Raw genomic sequence first — 14,850 nt, 5'->3', positions numbered from 1 at the left:
TCTAAGAGGTGACAACCAGCACGGAGCATGAAACGCCGGCCGTCAGCATTTCACCCACATGCGGGAAGAACAGATCCTTATGATCGGTTGAACTGCTCACGACAAGCAGATCATATCCCTTCGCGACAGAGATTACTTCCTTCACCGGATTCCCCTTGCAGACCATTACGTCAATCTTCACCTTATGCACATGGCTGATTTCCTTGATGCGCGTTGTCATATCTTCGGCGGAAAGCATCCAGTCCTCACCGTGCACAAAGTCCTCTTCCTCGACAATAATGACCGTCACATCAGCCTGCACCTGTTTGGCAAAATCCAGAGCAAGCTCAAGGGTCAACTCGGCGACTGGATTGTTATTGAAGGGCACCAGAATCTTTGAATAGGGTTCCGAGCCACGGGAAAAGAGCACCGGACACCCCAGAGAGTGAGCGAGCCCCACCAGCGGCGGTTTGAGCAGCCTGTTCCAGAGCGCTGTTTCAAAAGGAGGGACGACAACACACCCAACACTTCCTTCCTCCACAACCTCCCGCACTCTGCGCAAGACGCCTTCCGTATTCATTTCCGGATGTTTTTCAAAGACATGCGAGAGCTCCTTGATTCGCTTCTCTACATTGCAGAGGTCCTCGGTACAAACAACACTCATATGCGATACTTTGGTATAGCGGGCTACATACAGAGCCTCATCCAGCACGGCATCCTGCGTCTCGCAGTCGGGAATGAGTGCCACCAGCACTCCGCGACCATAGGCCAGCGGAAAATGGGGAGAGTCGCATTCCAAGAGGGAGCAAACCGGTTGGAAGGACCCCGCATCGCCGACGATGACCATGCGGTCACCGGCTTCAACCCTCGTACCGAACTCCGGCAACTGAAACTTGCCGTTACGAAACAACGCGGCAAGCCGCCAGCCTTCGCCACGGATGCTGAGGGCCGGTTTGCCTATCATTCTGAAATATACGGAGGTGTCTATCTCAAGCACCTCTCCCCTGCCCGTTGCCAACGGCGTCACGGCAATTCTGGGATCTTCAAGGTAGTGGTATATATGTCGGGCAGGCAGGGAGCCCACCTGAACGACACGAGCCCCAAGCGTCTCAAACACATCCACACGGGAAGACGCGTGAACAAGCGCAAGCACATGGGCAACCCCTGCTTCGCGAGCCAGCCTGACCACAGCCAGGTTCACGTCGTCCCGGTCGGTAAGGGCCAGAACATATTCCTGCTCAGCAATACCGGCCGCCTCAAGCGCCAAAGGACTGGAGGCATCTTCAAACAGGGTCTTCACCACCATGTCGCAACCCTGCAGGCACAGTCCGGTCTTTGCCTGGTCCTTTTCCACCAGCGTTACCTGCCACTTCTTTCCCAAGCGCTTGAGCAATTCGGCGGTGACGAGACCGGCCCCGCAAATCAGTACCTTCATCGTAGTGACTATCCTCCGTTCAACCAAGCAGGATGAGATTGTGCACAATACCAATCTGCCATCTGTGACGGCTTGACCACACTCGGGGAATCAGGCACATCTCAGTATTCAGTTTATACTGGTATCTAGTACGAACAGCTATCCTTTTTTTCAAGATGCAGGAGAAACGGTATGATTTACGACGTTGACCGCGAAACGCTTCCCCGTGAAGAACTGGAAGCGCTTCAACTGCGGCGGCTGAAAAACCTTTGCGAACGCGTGTACGCCAATGTGCCGCATTATCGCAAACGGTTCGACGAGGCGGGAGTAAACCCTTCCGACATCAAGTCCCTTAGCGACCTCAAGTATCTACCGTTTACCGAGAAGCAGGACCTACGCAACAACTATCCTTTCGGCCTCTTTGCCGTGCCCAAGGATACCATCGTACGCCTGCACGCATCATCGGGTACCACGGGCAAGGCAACCGTGGTGGGATACACGCAGCGAGACGTGAACAACTGGGCTGAACTTATGGCACGCTCCTTCATGTGTGCAGGAGCTTCCCGTCAGGATTTCATCCACAACGCATACGGATACGGCCTGTTTACCGGCGGACTCGGAGCCCATTACGGTGCAGAAAAACTCGGCGCAACCGTCATCCCCGTTTCCGGCGGCGGAACCAAGCGTCAGGTGCAGCTCATGCGTGACTTCGGGGCAACAGTGCTCTGTTCCACGCCGTCCTATGGTCTGGTCCTGTACGAAGCGGCACAGGAAGCTGGCATAGACATTCGCGACCTTCCGCTCCGAATCGGCATTTTCGGCGCTGAGCCCTGGACCGACGCCATGCGCGCCGACATCGAAGAAAAGATGGGCATCACCGCTGTCAACATCTACGGCCTTTCCGAGATCATGGGCCCCGGTGTCTCCATGGAATGCGCCGTGGCCAAGGACGGCATGCATATATGGGAAGACCACTTCCTGCCGGAGATCATTGACCCCGTCACCGGAGAACAGCTGCCCCCCGGCGCGACCGGCGAACTGGTCATCACCACGCTGACCAAGGAAGGCATTCCGCTCATCCGCTACCGCACCCGCGACATCACGTCGCTCAACTACACCCCCTGCGCATGCGGCAGAACGCACGTACGTATGCGTCGCGTCACCGGACGCAGCGATGACATGCTGATCATCCGTGGCGTGAACGTCTTCCCCTCCCAGATCGAATCCATCATTCTGGAAACCGAAGGCGCATCGCCCCATTACCAGATAATAGTCACCCGCGAAGGCAACCTCGACCATATGGAGATTCAGGTGGAAGTGGACGAGACCATGTTCTCCGACGCCATCAAGAACCTGCAGCGCATCGAGGGCCGCATCCAGAAAACGATCAAGGAGTTCCTCGGCGTATCCACCAAGGTCCGCCTCGTCGAACCCAGAACCATCGAACGCTCCGCAGGCAAGGCCAAGCGCGTTTTCGACAAACGCACAGCCTAGTCCTTCTGCGACAGGAATACACAAGGGCCGCCGTGCAACGCATGGCGGCCCTTTTTATTTAAAGTATTGGTTTAAGGCTGCGGACAACCTCAAATCCCCTTGAGGCAGAGATTAATACATCAGAAACACCTTGATAACCCACACTCCGGTCACAATCTGTACACCAATAAGCGAGCATAACAGCAGGTTGTTCAATCCGTGGAACACATTCAACACGGTGCGTTTCTGTTTGTGCCTGTCCATGATCCAACCGGTTACAAAGGCTGTGATACAAAGCGGTGCAACGGCAAAACCTACCTTGTAGTGGATGTCGGTAATCATTATGGATCCCCACCCCGCGTCGGCGAAAACAAGCCCAAGACCCAGACCGATGCCCCAAAGCCCCAACCCTATAGTCCCCCACAGCACGTGCCGTCTCCACGGAAACACCAGCTTCTGCTTCATATGCACGGTCAGGAACCTTCTGAATCCCCAGTACATTGCCGTAAATCCGACTATGGTCGCAACAATCTGAATCAACGGATGAATCCACATCATAATCCGGGTATCCATATTCACCTCTTCTTCACCTTCAAGAATAAACGGAACCTGCTTTTGCATCTGATAAGACATGTATATGCAGACTTACGCGCCTGCATAAACAGCATACAACCTGTCTGTCAGAAGAAAACACATGACCAGCACAAGGGATGCGTTAACCCAATGAAACACCGTCTCGTGGCGACGCCTGTGAAGTAACAATCCCGAAATCAGGCACAGCAGCATTGCGGAAAGTGTCACGGCTATCCGCATGAAAGCCGTCTGCATCTGGGAAAAGAGTGGCAAAAGCAGAATACCGGCTACATAGGCATGAAACCACAGGCGCAACAGCAACCGGTATCGTTCCTGACCAAAGCAGGTAACGGGAATGGGCAAACCTGCCCTGACATACTCGGAAGCATCGCGTTCCACTCGCAGCCAGAAATGCGGCACCTGCCATAAATAATACACGGCAAAAACGACGAGAATTTCAAGGCTTGAAAGATTGCCTCCCGCTGCCGCCCATCCCATTACGGGAGGCATGGCACCGGGAACAGCCCCCACAAGCAACGCAAACCCCGTCCTGCGTTTGAGAGGGGTGTATACGCCATTGTAAAGCGCCACAATAAGACAAGCCATCCATGGCAACGCGGGCACTCCAAGCAGAAAGAAACAGCCAAACGCCATGAACGCTGCCACCAATGACAGAACAAGCGCCGAATGCGGGGCTATCTGACCTGACGGCAAAGGACGCGATGCCGTGCGGGAAAGCATAGCGTCCGTATCCCGCTCCTGAATTTGGTTCAATATGGAACAGGCCGAGGCCAACAGAAAAGTACCGGCACAAGCGAGCCCCAGACCGGCATCGGGCACCGGGCGCACCAGCAGATAGCCGAATCCTGCGGATACAGCCACCATCAGGGAGACAGGCAGCCGCACAAGCTTGGCCATCATGCGCAGCATGCTACCTGCTATCTCCGGACAAGGACCGCATATACTCAAGCATCTGATCGACCTGCTCCGGCGTAAGATGTCCATAAGGCGGCATGATGGGATCAAAGCCCTTCACAACAAGCTTTTCCGGTTCATGAATGGACTCTCTGATATACGCCTCATCCGAAACAACCGTCCGTTCCTTGCCTCCGTCCAGTACAACAACCTTGCGCCCCCATATTCCCTTCAAGGAAGGCGCAGCCACAAGGCTGCCGTCCGTGGAATGGCAGGAAATGCAGCCTTCCGCCATCATGAGCTCGCGCCCTGCATCAAGGGAAACCTCGTTTCCATGCATGAACCATTTCACTATGGTCTTGAGGTCTTCATCGGAAATGGCACCCTCATAAGGCATCATGGCAGGAACAAAGCCTTCGGCCACCTCGGCCTGCGGATTGAGAATGGAACGGCGCAGGTACGGCTCATCCACAACTATTTCCTTTTTCGTGCCGTCCTCAAGTTCAACCGTCTGGCGTCTGCCATAAAGATTCTTGAAGGTCGGTCCGGTATTCTGCGAACCATCCGTTGAATGGCACCCGAGACAGCCGTAGTTTTCAAGTAAAGTCATAGCCTTGCCTGCGCCGCTGGAATCACTCTTGCCGTTATACCACTTGTTGAATTCGTCAGGCGGCATGACCTCTACCGTTGTGATCATATTGGCATGCTTCAGACCGCAATATTCGGCACAAAACACGTCAAAAGAACCTTCGGAATCGGGGTTGAACCAGGCATAGGTCTCCATGCGCGGCACGGTGTCCATCTTGATGCGGTAGGCAGGAATATACAGGCTGTGAATGACGTCAGCAGAGGTCATGAGCAGTTTGATGGGCCTGTCCTTGGGAACATAGAGCACACTGCTCCGCTTGCCGTTTTCATACTCGAACACCCATGACCACATACGTGCCGTCACCTTCACGTTCATGGCATCTTCCGGCACGGTGCGAAGCGCCTTGTATCCGGCCCAGCCGTAATAAAACAACGCCATGACGATGATGGTGGGAATGGCGATCCACACAATCTCAGCCAGCAGGTTCCCGGTTATATCCTCTGCCTTCGGGTTTCTGGTGTGGTGGTATCGATAGACAAACCACACTGCCGTGGCACTGATGCCAAGCAGCAGAATAATGGAAATGCCGAAGATGACGTAGAACGCGAAGTCCACCTCTGCCACGGGATTGAGATTCTGCGGATTCATTGCGCCTCCTCAGTATCTGTAGCCAATGTCGAAAAAGGTGAACCCGATGGCTATCGCCAGCAGCAGAAACGTAATGAACACAATGATCTTGAACAACGGCTTCTCGTACTTCAGATGCATGAAGAAAAGAATGACCAGACCGGCCTTGACGGTGGCAATGCTCAACGCGACCACCACATTCAGGAAGCCGAAATCGAACTGGGCTGCAGCCACGGTCACCGCGGTAAGGACCAGCAGCAGCCCCCAGATGATGGTGTTGAGCTTGTAGGTGACGGTATGATGCTCTTCATGATGCTCAGTCACGGCATCCCCCTAGGCTATCAGGTAGAAAAGCGGAAACAGGAAAATCCACACAAGGTCCACAAGGTGCCAGTACAGGCCGGAGTTTTCGAGAAAGACGAAATCCTGCGGTGTGACCTTGCCCTGCACTATCAGGAAATAGGCAAAGCTAAGCAGGCCGCCGCCCAGAATAACGTGCAATCCGTGCAGGCCTGTCATGAGGTAATACAACCCGAAGAACACGACTTCACCGGCAGGACGGGCCAACAGTTCCGGCGAATCCGGAAAGATGCCGTGTTCAATCTTGGCAGACCACTCGAAGTACTTGATCACGAGAAAAGTCAACGCCATAGCCAGCGTAAGCAGCAGGAATTTCTTTGATTGATCCACACTACCCTGCTGCAGCGCGCTGATGGACATGGCCATGAACCACGAACTGGAAATGAGTACCACGGTGTTCGTGGCACCAAGGACCACATTCAACTCCTTGCCTGCCAGATGAAATTCCGAAGGAAACTTGTGCAGGTACGCCGCATAGAGCAGAAACAGGCCGCCGAACAGCAGCACCTCCGTAAACAGGAAGAGCCACATGCCCAGCTTTGCACCGGTATAATCCTTAATCACACTCATCGCGCTCCACTCCTCTGAAATCGTAGGGGCCACGATCTACAACCGGTTCCGTCACGAAATTATGGTGCGGAGGCGGTGAAGGAATCTGCCATTCAAGAGACGCTCCTCCCCATGGGTTGCTGCTGCAACGTTTGCCTCTCAAAGCTCCCTTGATCAGATTACCGAACATGAGCAGCAGGCCAGCCACCAGAATCCAGGAACCGATGGTGGAAATAAGATGCCCCAGCGCATATTGCGGCAGATAATCATAATACCGGCGCGGCATGCCCTGCAGTCCCATAATGAGCATGGGGAAATACAACACATTGAAGCCGGTAAAAATGATGACGCAGGCGATCTTTGCAATGCGTTTGTCGTACATTCTGCCGAATATCTTGGGGAACCAGTAATGCATGGCCGAGAACAGACCGAAGCCGAGCCCGCCGAAGATCACGTAATGGAAGTGTCCAACAACAAAATAGGTATCGTGCACATGCACGTCCGTACCAGCCGAGCCGAGAATAAGGCCCGTAAGCCCGCCTATGGAGAACAGGAAGATGAAAGCCAGAGCGAACCAGAACGGCGGATCGGTGTAAATCGATCCCTTGTACAGCGTGGACACCCAATTGAAGACCTTGATGGCGGAAGGAATGGCTACAATGAATGTCAGGAAGGAGAACACCAGCACCGCCGTATCGCTCATACCGCTGGTGAACATGTGATGCGCCCACACCAATGAACCGGCAAAGGCGATCATGACGCTGGAAAAGGCGATCATTTTGTAACCGAATATGTCGCGCCGCGCAAAAACCGGCAGAACATCCGAGATGACGCCCATGGCAGGCAGAATCATGATGTACACAGCCGGATGCGAATACAGCCAGAAAAGATGCTGGTACAGAATGGGATCGCCGCCCTTGGCCGGGTCGAAAAGCCCTACTCCGAGAATGCGCTCTGCAAAGATGAGCAGGACGGTTATGCCCAGAACAGGCGTCGCCAGAATCTGAATCCAGCCAGTCGCGTACAGGGACCAGCAGAAAAGCGGCATACGGGTCCATGTCATGCCCGGCGCCCGCAGTCGGTGCAGCGTGGTGACGAAGTTAAGCCCCGTGAGAATGGATGAGAATCCCAGAATGAACACGGCAATGACGGCAACGTTTACGTTGGTAGTGGTCACGTTGCTGCTGAATGGCACATAGAAGGTCCAGCCGGTATCAGGAGGACCGTTACCCGTGAACAAAGAGACGAGAGCGAGTGTGGCTCCGGTTACGTACAGCCACCATGAAAAGTTGTTCAGTTTGGGAAAGGAAACATCCTCAGCCCCTATCTGGATGGGAAGAAATATGTTGCCGAAGGCAGCGGGGATACTGGGAATAACCACAAGAAAGATCATGATCACCCCGTGCAGAGTGAACATGACGTTGTAGGTCTGCTGATCCATGATATCCCGCCCCGGAGCTATAAGCTCCATGCGGATGAGAAACCCCAGCAGCATGCCCACGATGAAAAAGGCCATGATGCCCCACAGGTACATGATGCCTATGCGTTTATGGTCGGTGGAGAATATCCAGGAGGTGATGCCTCCTAACGTTCCTGGCTGCCTGTCAAAGAAACTGAGGGCCGAATTCTGGTCCGGAGCCATGACAACCTCTCGCAGATCGAAGGTTCAACGACAAAGAAAAACAGCGTCACCTGCGGGCCTTGCGACCTCCGCGGGTCAGGACAAGAAAGAGAACGACAACGCCGAACAGAACCACAAATCCGGCAATGCGCATGACATCAAGAACATAGCGCTTTCCCTGCGGATCATAGGCAAAACAGTAGGAAACAATACGCTTGAGAGAAAGCCCCACCTTTCCCTCAGCAGCTTCCGTCAGGGCCATGGTTGTGTCGAAAGGCAGAAAACTGTTGCCGTAGAGATAGCGCACAACTTTGCCTTCAGGAGAAGCTATGACAATCACGACAGGATGCACAAAGTCATTCTCCATCCGGGTGAAGTGGTAGCCGAGGGCTCCCATGAAGGCATCAATAGCGGCCTTGTCGCCGGTCAGAAAGCGCCAGCCTTCCGGCGGGAAATTATTATGCATTGCGGCCATGTAGTTGGCCTTGCGCCGTGCTGCGAGTGCCGGGGGATCGGTTTCGTCAAAGCTGACGGAGAGAACCCGATACTCCTCTCCCGGCTTCAAGTTCATCTGCGGCAAAACGCGGGCAATGGAACCTTGAAGTACATGGCAAACGCTGGGACAGGTGAAATATACTGGGGCGATGATTGTCGGCTTGTCCATCAGGGTTCGCACGTCAATCATCTGCCCCGTTTCATCCTTGAACATAATCCCCTGCGGAATCGTCTGACCCAGCTTCTCATCCACAAAGGCCAAGGGAGAAGACGCTTCAGGAGCCTTGTGCACATGTCCATCCAATCCGGGAGCCGTGCCGTCAGGAACCATCTGCGCATCACCATGCTGGCCATGCGTTTCCGTATCGTGTTTTTGCATGCCGGACTCGGCATTCATGCCCTGCTCATGTGTTGCATGACCAGTAGACATATCGTGAGAGGCCGCCGGAAGCGAAGAGCTCCACACCAGCGATGCAATCAGACACAAAATCGCAAGAAGGGATCGCATACCAACTCCGCAAAGGGCGCAGCGAAGAATCGCCGCGTTAGAACGTGGCTATATGGTCAGCCAGAGCCTTCAACTGCTCGTCATCAAAGCGCTTGAGCATATTCTCCATCACGGCCTTCTTGCCGTCGCCGTAGCTGCCATCCTTGTATCCGTGCATCTTCTTGAGCAGATCTTCAGCGCTCTGCCCCTTGAGGGGATGGCCCACGCCCATGGCCATTTTTTCACCCTGCGCACCATGACAGCCCTGACAGGCCTTGTAGAGAGAGGCGCCGTCCTGAGAGAAGGCAACAAGGGAAGAACCGAAAAGAAGTGCGCCGGAAACAGACAGAGCTACCAGAAAACGTTTCATTGTATCCTCCAAGCAATTGATTATTATTGTTACAAGTCCGAGTTCTACGTTAGCATGACTGTTCAAAAAAAGGCAACACGTTACAGCGCAAATGAGAAATACAGCGTATGAACAAAAAGGCCGCCCTCACAGGCGGCCTTTGCATATTCATGGACGAAGAAGCTACTTGCCAAGCCACTTCTTCACGACATCGGGATTCTCTTTAATAAACCGCTTTGCGTTTTCATAAGGATCGGCACCCGGCTCCTGGTTCCATGCCATTACCATCTGCAGCTGCTCAGGACTCTGCCACTCAAAACGGTCAAGGAAGGCATAGACTTCAGGCATATCCTGCTTCAGCCCCTTGCGGACAATGGCATTGATGGTTTCGGAACCACCGAGCGTGCCCTTGGGATCTTCAAGATACTTCAGCTGCCAGCGGCCGAACATCCAGTGGGGAGACCAACCGGTCACTACAACCCACTTTTCGTGCTTAACGGCATCGGCAAGGGCTGCGGTCATGGTCGCACCGCTCCCTTCAACAAGCTCAAAGTCATCCAGCCCATAGGCACTGATGGCGTCTTCAGACATGCGCATCAACCCTGCCCCGGGATCAATGCCGATAATCTTGGAATCAAACTTATCCTTGCTGGCCTCGAGTTCTTCAATGGAATTAATGGTCACATATTTGGGAACAACCCAGCCCACCTTGGCGTCGGTAGCCAACGGACCAAGATCTTCCACCTTATCGGCTACCTTTTTCAGGTAGTCTCCATGCGTGACGGGCAACCACGCAGTAACCATGCCGTCAACATCGCCGGAACCGACAGCCTGCCACATAGCGGCTGCGGCGACGGGCAGAATCTCAACATCATAGCCCAGTTCCTGTTCCAGCACGGCCTTTACCATGTTGGTCGAGGTGGTTGCGCAGTCCCATTCAACATATGCAATACGTACAGGATCCTTTGCAAAAGCCGCAACGGAACCTGCAAGAACAAAAGCCAGAATCATACACAACGACAGTACACGTTTCATCAACAACTCCTTCACTACTGTTTACTTTTTCCCGCCTTCTGCAGGACACGGTCCAGAATAATCGCCACGATAACGATTCCGATTCCGGCTTCAAATCCGCGTCCCATCTGAAGACGTTGAATAGCCTTCCAGACTTCCCCGCCAAGCCCCTTAGCGCCGATCATGGCCGCAATGACCACCATGGAGAGCGCCAGCATGACTGTCTGGTTCACGCCTGCAAGAATGGTCGGTCTGGCAAGGGGCAGTTCCAGCTTTACCAATCGCTGCCAACGACTGGTCCCGAAGGCTTCCGCGCATTCCACAAGATCAGCCGGAACCTGACGAATACCAAGACACGTCAACCGGATGGCGGGGGGCATGGAGAAGATGACCGTTGAGAAAATGGCGGCCATCTTGCCCAGACCAAAGAAAGGAATGGCGGGAATCAGATACACGAATGCAGGCATGGTCTGCATGATGTCCAGAGAAGGCATGATGATGCGATAGGCAGTTCTGTTCACCGCCGTGAAAATGCCGATGGGAAGCCCCAGCAGAATGGCGAACAGGGTGGCGACAAGCACGAGGGCTATGGTGCTCATGGTTGCCTTCCACAGGCCCATGTTCCAGATAAGCGCCAATCCCAGCACGGTGAATATGCCCAGATTACGCTCACGGGTCAGGCGCCATACGGCAAGGCCGGACAAGAGAATGAAAATGGGTTCGGGAATGGCAACCATTCCCTTTTCAAGAAGGCGTAAAGAGGCTTCTACTACGACAGAGCAGGCTTTAGTGGCAAAGGCGAGATGCTCGACAAGGAAATTGATCCCCGCTTCAATGACATCGCCCACAGGAATTCTGTAACTCATGCTAGGCCCCCTTCCCTTCCGCCAATGCGGCAATCAGCGTGCCCCGCACAATGACCCCCTTCAGGCGGTTGGCGTTGTCCACCACGGCAAGGGGGTATGCAAGGTTATGCATGATGGGGAAAAGATCTTGCGCGGGGGTATCCGGCAACACCGTCTTGAGATCCGTACAGATGATGCGTGAAAGGTCTGACTCGCCGTTCTCGATGAGTTGTGCAGCCTGTTCCGCGGAAACCACGCCGACAAGGGTATGCTCCCTGTCCAGAATGAAGAGGGAGGAAATACCATGCGTCCGCATCTTCCGAAGCGCTGCACGGGGACCATCCGCACCGAGATGGGCTACGGCCAACACCTTCTGCATGATGGACTCGGCAGTCAGAACGCGGGAGATATCCACTTCCTCCACAAAACGTTCCACGTACCTGTTGGCAGGCTCGGTCAGAATCTCTTCCGGCGTGCCGATCTGGACGATCTTGCCGTCTTTCATGAGGATGATGCGGTCGCCAAGCTTCAAGGCTTCATCAAGGTCATGGCTGATGAACACGATGGTCTTGCGCATCTTTTCCTGCAGGTTGATCAATTCATCCTGCATATCCCGGCGAATCAGTGGATCAAGGGCACTGAAGGCCTCGTCCATAAGCAGAATATCAGGATCAAGCGCCAAGGCGCGAGCAAGACCAACACGCTGCTGCATGCCGCCGGAAAGTTGCGAGGGCAACACACTCTCCCACCCCTTCAAGCCGACAAGTTCAAGAGCCTCATACGCCTTGGTCATGCGGGTTTCGGGGGGAATACCTTTGATTTCAAGCCCGTAGGCCGCGTTTTCCGCAACCGTCCTATGGGGAAACAAGGCAAAATTCTGAAAGACCATTCCCAGTTTGGACTGCCGCAACCTGCGCAGCTCCTCCGTATCCATGGTCGTTATATCCTGACCGTCAATGCTGACGGTACCGGCGGTCGGCTCGATAAGCCTGTTGAGGCAGCGCACCAAGGTTGACTTGCCGCTGCCGGAAAGCCCCATGATGACGACGATTTCGCCTTCCTCTATGGAAAATGAAGCATTGTTCACCCCGACCCCGTGCCGGGTTGCTTCCATGATCTCGTCCTTGTTCTTCCCTTCTCTGAGCATCGCAAGGGCGGTATCCGGTGAAGGACCGAAGATTTTATACAGCCCATCAACAACGATTTTTGACATCGAATCTCCTGAATGCATGACGCACCATCGCGAAAGAAACCGCAAACTGCCGGAAAAGGCCGGCGAAGGACCATCATGGTCTGACAATCTGATTAAAGGGAATGCGGCTTGGGTGCGCCTGTGAATTATAGCTATGTGTAACCATAGAATATTCACCGAGAGCGGAGACACAAACAAGGGGGGGATTTGGGTATAAATCGGGTATGCGACATACCCGATTTATACTATCGGGGAGATGTCTGCTGACCTTGCTGCAAGAATACGTACAGGGAAATGCCCTTCCCCGTGAGACCGAGTTTTTTGCGGATATTCTTGCGGTGTGTCTGCATGGTTTCAAAGGAAACCTGCAGTAACTCGCAAATCTCACGAGTTTTGCGCCCCAAGGCGATAAGGCGGCAAATCTCGTTCTCACGCGGAGTCAGATGAATAAGGACGTTATCAAACAGATCCGGGGGGGTATCAGCCATTTCAACCAGTTGGTCCTCAATGACGGCCTTGTAGTTCTGGCGTATATCCGAGCTGTCTTCCTCGGCAATTCGTTCAATTGCTGGCAGAACCTGTTCCTTTACCTGCTGGACCAGTTCGTCCTTCATCTCCTTGCGCTCTTCATGAACGCTTTGAATGACGTGGCGCAGGGCAAGGTTCATTCCTTCAAGAACGGCTTCAGAGCGTTGCAGATCCTGCTCAAGGGTTACGTGGGCACTAATATCATGCAAGACTATCTGAAACAGTACATCCGAGGCTATGGACACCTTGTGTACAGCAATCTCCACGGGAACTGCTGATTCGCCCTGCCCTAACGCCTCAAGTGTGCCGTTCCAGACAGCATCCCGTCCGAGACTGCGCAGTGCCGCGTCGAACTCCCTCGCACATGACGCGGAAACCAGCTCTCGGCAGTCTGTTCCAAGCAGTTCCTCCTCAGTTCTGCCAAACATCGAGGCCGCATTGCCGTTTATGCCCAGTATCCTGCACGAGGAATCTGCAAGCACCAGGGCATCAGGAACAAGCTCGAACAACGCGCGATACAGCTTCATGGCATCCCTGCGGGACCATAACGCATCTTCGATTGAGGCAAGAACGCCTTCTTCGCCGGCAGAAGCCGTGAGATGCTTTTTTTCATCATCGGAAGTTTTGGGATAGCTCATATCCCCCACCTAGCATTTTCGAGACTGGAAGGCAAAACACGAAAAAAAATGGGGCGTTCCGTTTCCGGAACGCCCCATTGCATTTCATATTGCCTGCAGAACTAGACCACGCCGTGTTCAGACTTCACGATGGGTTCCTTCTTCGGCTCTTCCTCAGGCAGTTCTTCGGGGCTCAGGGCCAGAAGCACAGGGCTGGCGATGAAGATGGACGAATAGGTACCCACGCCGATACCAACCAGCATGGCCAGTGCAAAGTCATGGATAACACTGCCACCAAGGAAGAACAGCGCCAGAACAACCAGCAAAGTCGTACCGGAGGTAAGCAGGGTTCTGCTCAGGGTCTGGTTGACGGCCTTGTTCACGACCTCACCATACGTGGGAGCCACGCGGGCACGAATGTTTTCGCGGATGCGGTCAAACACGATGATGGTGTCGTTGAGGGAGTAACCGACAATGGTCAGCAGGGCCGCAACGATGGTCAGATCGAATTCCTTGTCCAGAATGGAGAAGATGCCGACCGTTATGAGCACGTCGTGAATAAGAGCCACAACCGCGCCCAGCGCGTAGTTGAGCCGTAGCTTCCAGCACAGACCCAACGTCAGCACCATTGCGGCGATGACGAGATACTGTTTGGACATGCCGAGATGGCCCAGACCATACAGTGCGGTGGCCAGTGCTGCCGCCATGATGCCCGCCACAACCCAGCGCTGTTCGAAACGGCCGGAGATGTAGATGGCGATGATGAGAACGGCATAATACAGCGCTTCAAGAGCTGCGGAGCGCAGGTCGTTACCCACCTTGGGGCCGACCATCTCCAGTCGCTGAATCTCGAAGTTTACGCCCTGCAGATTCGTCTTCAGGGCATCCTGCACCTTCCCGCGCATGTTTTCCGGGTTGGCATCGGAAATCGAAACACGAATGAGATACTCGTTATCAGCGGCAAGGCCGATACGCTGCACCATAAGGCCGGGCAGTTCAACGTCCTTGAGGCTGTCCTTGAGAGCATCGGGTTCCACCGACTGGTCAAAGTGCACCTGCACCATGACGCCACCGGCAAAGTCGATACCGTACTTGGGACCGCCCTTCATGAGCAGCGATCCTACACCAGCCAGAACGACCAGCAGAGAGATGATAAGCGTAATCTTACGCAGCCCTACGAAGTCGATATTGCTATCCGGTTTGATGATACTCAGACCCATGTA

Annotated in this window: 15 protein-coding genes; 1 reads left to right on the top strand and 14 read right to left on the bottom strand. The window is 54.1% G+C overall.

Translation table 11 applies throughout. The features are described from left to right. Position 1: 1 nt before the first annotated feature. The gene (locus tag N1030_RS04435; RefSeq protein ID WP_265827931.1) at positions 2-1,414 is read right to left on the bottom strand and encodes an NAD-binding protein; all 1,413 of its coding nucleotides are present in this window, start codon (positions 1,412-1,414) and stop codon (positions 2-4) included. A gap of 171 nt (positions 1,415-1,585) precedes the next feature. On the opposite strand from N1030_RS04435, the gene N1030_RS04430 reads away from it, so the two are divergent. Beyond that, entirely contained in the window at positions 1,586-2,887 is a 1,302-nt protein-coding gene (locus N1030_RS04430; protein WP_265827930.1) for a phenylacetate--CoA ligase family protein, read from the top strand. Positions 2,888-2,998: 111 nt separating this feature from the next. On the opposite strand, the gene N1030_RS04425 is transcribed toward N1030_RS04430, so the two are convergent. The 13 genes from N1030_RS04425 to secF all read right to left on the bottom strand — a co-directional run bounded on the left by N1030_RS04425 (position 2,999) and on the right by secF (position 14,847). Then, entirely contained in the window at positions 2,999-3,439 is a 441-nt protein-coding gene (locus tag N1030_RS04425; protein WP_265827928.1) for a DUF4079 domain-containing protein, read from the bottom strand. A 72-nt stretch (positions 3,440-3,511) separates the two neighbouring features. Continuing rightward, positions 3,512-4,369, bottom strand: coding sequence for a protoheme IX farnesyltransferase (locus tag N1030_RS04420; RefSeq protein ID WP_265827927.1), 858 nt, complete (start codon positions 4,367-4,369; stop codon positions 3,512-3,514). Between the two features lies 1 nt (position 4,370). Next, the gene (gene coxB, locus N1030_RS04415) at positions 4,371-5,591 is read right to left on the bottom strand and encodes a cytochrome c oxidase subunit II (RefSeq protein ID WP_265827925.1); all 1,221 of its coding nucleotides are present in this window, start codon (positions 5,589-5,591) and stop codon (positions 4,371-4,373) included. A 9-nt stretch (positions 5,592-5,600) separates the two neighbouring features. Beyond that, positions 5,601-5,894, bottom strand: coding sequence for a cytochrome C oxidase subunit IV family protein (locus N1030_RS04410; RefSeq protein WP_265827923.1), 294 nt, complete (start codon positions 5,892-5,894; stop codon positions 5,601-5,603). 9 nt (positions 5,895-5,903) lie between these two features. Then, positions 5,904-6,500, bottom strand: a complete 597-nt coding sequence (locus tag N1030_RS04405) for a cytochrome c oxidase subunit 3 (RefSeq protein WP_265827922.1) — start codon at positions 6,498-6,500, stop codon at positions 5,904-5,906. Then, positions 6,487-8,121, bottom strand: a complete 1,635-nt coding sequence (gene ctaD, locus N1030_RS04400) for a cytochrome c oxidase subunit I (RefSeq protein WP_265827921.1) — start codon at positions 8,119-8,121, stop codon at positions 6,487-6,489. Before ctaD ends, N1030_RS04405 begins: the two co-directional genes overlap by 14 nt. A 46-nt stretch (positions 8,122-8,167) precedes the next feature. Continuing rightward, positions 8,168-9,103, bottom strand: coding sequence for an SCO family protein (locus N1030_RS04395; RefSeq protein ID WP_265827919.1), 936 nt, complete (start codon positions 9,101-9,103; stop codon positions 8,168-8,170). Between the two features lie 37 nt (positions 9,104-9,140). Continuing rightward, a complete protein-coding gene (locus tag N1030_RS04390; protein WP_265827918.1) occupies positions 9,141-9,452 on the bottom strand; it encodes a c-type cytochrome in 312 nt (103 codons plus the stop codon). Between the two features lie 162 nt (positions 9,453-9,614). Then, positions 9,615-10,466, bottom strand: a complete 852-nt coding sequence (locus N1030_RS04385) for a glycine betaine ABC transporter substrate-binding protein (protein ID WP_265827917.1) — start codon at positions 10,464-10,466, stop codon at positions 9,615-9,617. Between the two features lie 14 nt (positions 10,467-10,480). Then, positions 10,481-11,311, bottom strand: coding sequence for an ABC transporter permease (locus tag N1030_RS04380; protein WP_265827915.1), 831 nt, complete (start codon positions 11,309-11,311; stop codon positions 10,481-10,483). Between the two features lies 1 nt (position 11,312). Beyond that, the gene (locus tag N1030_RS04375) at positions 11,313-12,503 is read right to left on the bottom strand and encodes a quaternary amine ABC transporter ATP-binding protein (RefSeq protein ID WP_265827914.1); all 1,191 of its coding nucleotides are present in this window, start codon (positions 12,501-12,503) and stop codon (positions 11,313-11,315) included. Between the two features lie 224 nt (positions 12,504-12,727). After that, positions 12,728-13,648: a helix-turn-helix transcriptional regulator gene (locus tag N1030_RS04370; protein WP_265827913.1), complete on the bottom strand. Its 921-nt coding sequence runs from the start codon at positions 13,646-13,648 to the stop codon at positions 12,728-12,730. Positions 13,649-13,749: 101 nt separating this feature from the next. Next, positions 13,750-14,847, bottom strand: coding sequence for a protein translocase subunit SecF (gene secF, locus N1030_RS04365; protein WP_265827912.1), 1,098 nt, complete (start codon positions 14,845-14,847; stop codon positions 13,750-13,752). Between the last annotated feature and the right edge of the window lie 3 nt (positions 14,848-14,850).

This window comes from Desulfovibrio mangrovi (assembly GCF_026230175.1).
Classification (GTDB): Bacteria; Desulfobacterota; Desulfovibrionia; order Desulfovibrionales; family Desulfovibrionaceae; genus Halodesulfovibrio; species Halodesulfovibrio mangrovi.
Note: the sequence above shows the minus strand (reverse complement) of the source record. Positions and strands in the feature narration are given on the sequence as shown.

Excerpts from the sequence above, each read along its gene's own strand:
- N1030_RS04375 (WP_265827914.1), bottom strand. The coding sequence starts at position 12,503 with ATGTCAAAAATCGTTGTTGATGGGCTGTATAAAATCTTCGGTCCTTCA.
- coxB (WP_265827925.1), bottom strand. The coding sequence starts at position 5,591 with ATGAATCCGCAGAATCTCAATCCCGTGGCAGAGGTGGACTTCGCGTTC.
- N1030_RS04380 (WP_265827915.1), bottom strand. The coding sequence starts at position 11,311 with ATGAGTTACAGAATTCCTGTGGGCGATGTCATTGAAGCGGGGATCAAT.
- N1030_RS04405 (WP_265827922.1), bottom strand. The coding sequence starts at position 6,500 with ATGAGTGTGATTAAGGATTATACCGGTGCAAAGCTGGGCATGTGGCTC.
- ctaD (WP_265827921.1), bottom strand. The coding sequence starts at position 8,121 with ATGGCTCCGGACCAGAATTCGGCCCTCAGTTTCTTTGACAGGCAGCCA.
- N1030_RS04435 (WP_265827931.1), bottom strand. The coding sequence starts at position 1,414 with ATGAAGGTACTGATTTGCGGGGCCGGTCTCGTCACCGCCGAATTGCTC.
- N1030_RS04395 (WP_265827919.1), bottom strand. The coding sequence starts at position 9,103 with ATGCGATCCCTTCTTGCGATTTTGTGTCTGATTGCATCGCTGGTGTGG.
- N1030_RS04430 (WP_265827930.1), top strand. The coding sequence starts at position 1,586 with ATGATTTACGACGTTGACCGCGAAACGCTTCCCCGTGAAGAACTGGAA.
- N1030_RS04385 (WP_265827917.1), bottom strand. The coding sequence starts at position 10,466 with ATGAAACGTGTACTGTCGTTGTGTATGATTCTGGCTTTTGTTCTTGCA.
- secF (WP_265827912.1), bottom strand. The coding sequence starts at position 14,847 with ATGGGTCTGAGTATCATCAAACCGGATAGCAATATCGACTTCGTAGGG.
- N1030_RS04420 (WP_265827927.1), bottom strand. The coding sequence starts at position 4,369 with ATGCTGCGCATGATGGCCAAGCTTGTGCGGCTGCCTGTCTCCCTGATG.
- N1030_RS04390 (WP_265827918.1), bottom strand. The coding sequence starts at position 9,452 with ATGAAACGTTTTCTGGTAGCTCTGTCTGTTTCCGGCGCACTTCTTTTC.
- N1030_RS04370 (WP_265827913.1), bottom strand. The coding sequence starts at position 13,648 with ATGAGCTATCCCAAAACTTCCGATGATGAAAAAAAGCATCTCACGGCT.
- N1030_RS04425 (WP_265827928.1), bottom strand. The coding sequence starts at position 3,439 with ATGGATACCCGGATTATGATGTGGATTCATCCGTTGATTCAGATTGTT.